General features: G+C 69.4%; 1 protein-coding gene and 2 pseudogenes. All 3 read left to right on the top strand.

Going from position 1 to position 857, the window contains the following annotated elements:
- A pseudogene (locus tag HUW62_RS47465) lies at positions 1-308 on the top strand (hypothetical protein); the annotation flags it as partial.
- Complete coding sequence (locus HUW62_RS47460) at positions 305-598, top strand: hypothetical protein (RefSeq protein WP_217911998.1); 294 nt, start codon at positions 305-307, stop codon at positions 596-598. The pseudogene HUW62_RS47465 and the gene HUW62_RS47460, both read left to right, overlap by 4 nt.
- Positions 595-857 (top strand): annotated as a pseudogene (locus HUW62_RS47455) (hypothetical protein); the annotation flags it as partial. The gene HUW62_RS47460 and the pseudogene HUW62_RS47455, both read left to right, overlap by 4 nt.

Raw genomic sequence — 857 nt, 5'->3', positions numbered from 1 at the left:
AGTCATTGCGCATGGCCCCTTCCGGCAACAGCCCCAGGACGAGCTTCGAACTCGTCTTCCACTTCCGCGACTTGGAGCGCCTCGGCCTCGTCGACGCGGCCACGGGTGACGCCCTCATCCGCCCCAGTGACAGGCTGGGGGCCCTCTACGACGTCGCGGGCGCCCTCGTGCAGGCCGTGAGGACACCTCCTGGGCTGTACGTCACGGAGGCGCGCCCCACGGGCTTCGGCCTCCACCGCCGGAGGCCTCGCAGAAACCTCCTTCTCGTCACCTTCAACGACAGGCCCCAAGCCAGAGGACTCGCATGAAAGCGCTGCTACTCGCCCCACTTCTCGCCACCGCCCTCCTCACCCGCTGCCGCGCGCCGGACGGCTGCGCTCCGGTGTCCACACGCTGCGCCGGCAACGTCGCCGAAGTCTGCAACGGCGACGGCAACTGGCAGGTGCTGGCCGACTGCGACGCCGTCAGCGAGCACAGCAGCACGGCCTTCACCTGCGCCTACGTCAACGAGGAGGGCGTCACCGGCCACACGTGCCTGCCCACCACTGTGGACGCCGGCACCGTGGACGCGGGCGCTGAGGAAGGCGGTGTCCTGTGAAGGGCTACCTCCAGTCCCTGCCTGGCGTGGGCACCCTCTTCCAGCGCGGCGAGATTCAACCCGCCGAGGTGTGGGCCTTCTACCAGCACATGCAGTCGCGCCTGCGCACCAAGACGGCCAACAAGGCCGACGCCCTCGAGATGCAGTTGGCGGCCGAGGCGCTGCAGCGCATGGGCATCCTCGACAGGCAGCGCTTCCTGGAGAAGTACGCCACCACCGTGGGCCGCACCCTCTACCTGCCCTTCGAGGTGGGCGTGCC

This window comes from Myxococcus sp. AM011, from assembly GCF_013372595.1.
Lineage (GTDB): Bacteria > Myxococcota > Myxococcia > Myxococcales > Myxococcaceae > Myxococcus > Myxococcus eversor.
This window is presented reverse-complemented; position numbering and strand designations above follow the sequence as displayed.

Coding starts and splice junctions, on each gene's coding strand:
- HUW62_RS47460 (WP_217911998.1), top strand. CDS start 305: ATGAAAGCGCTGCTACTCGCCCCACTTCTCGCCACCGCCCTCCTCACC.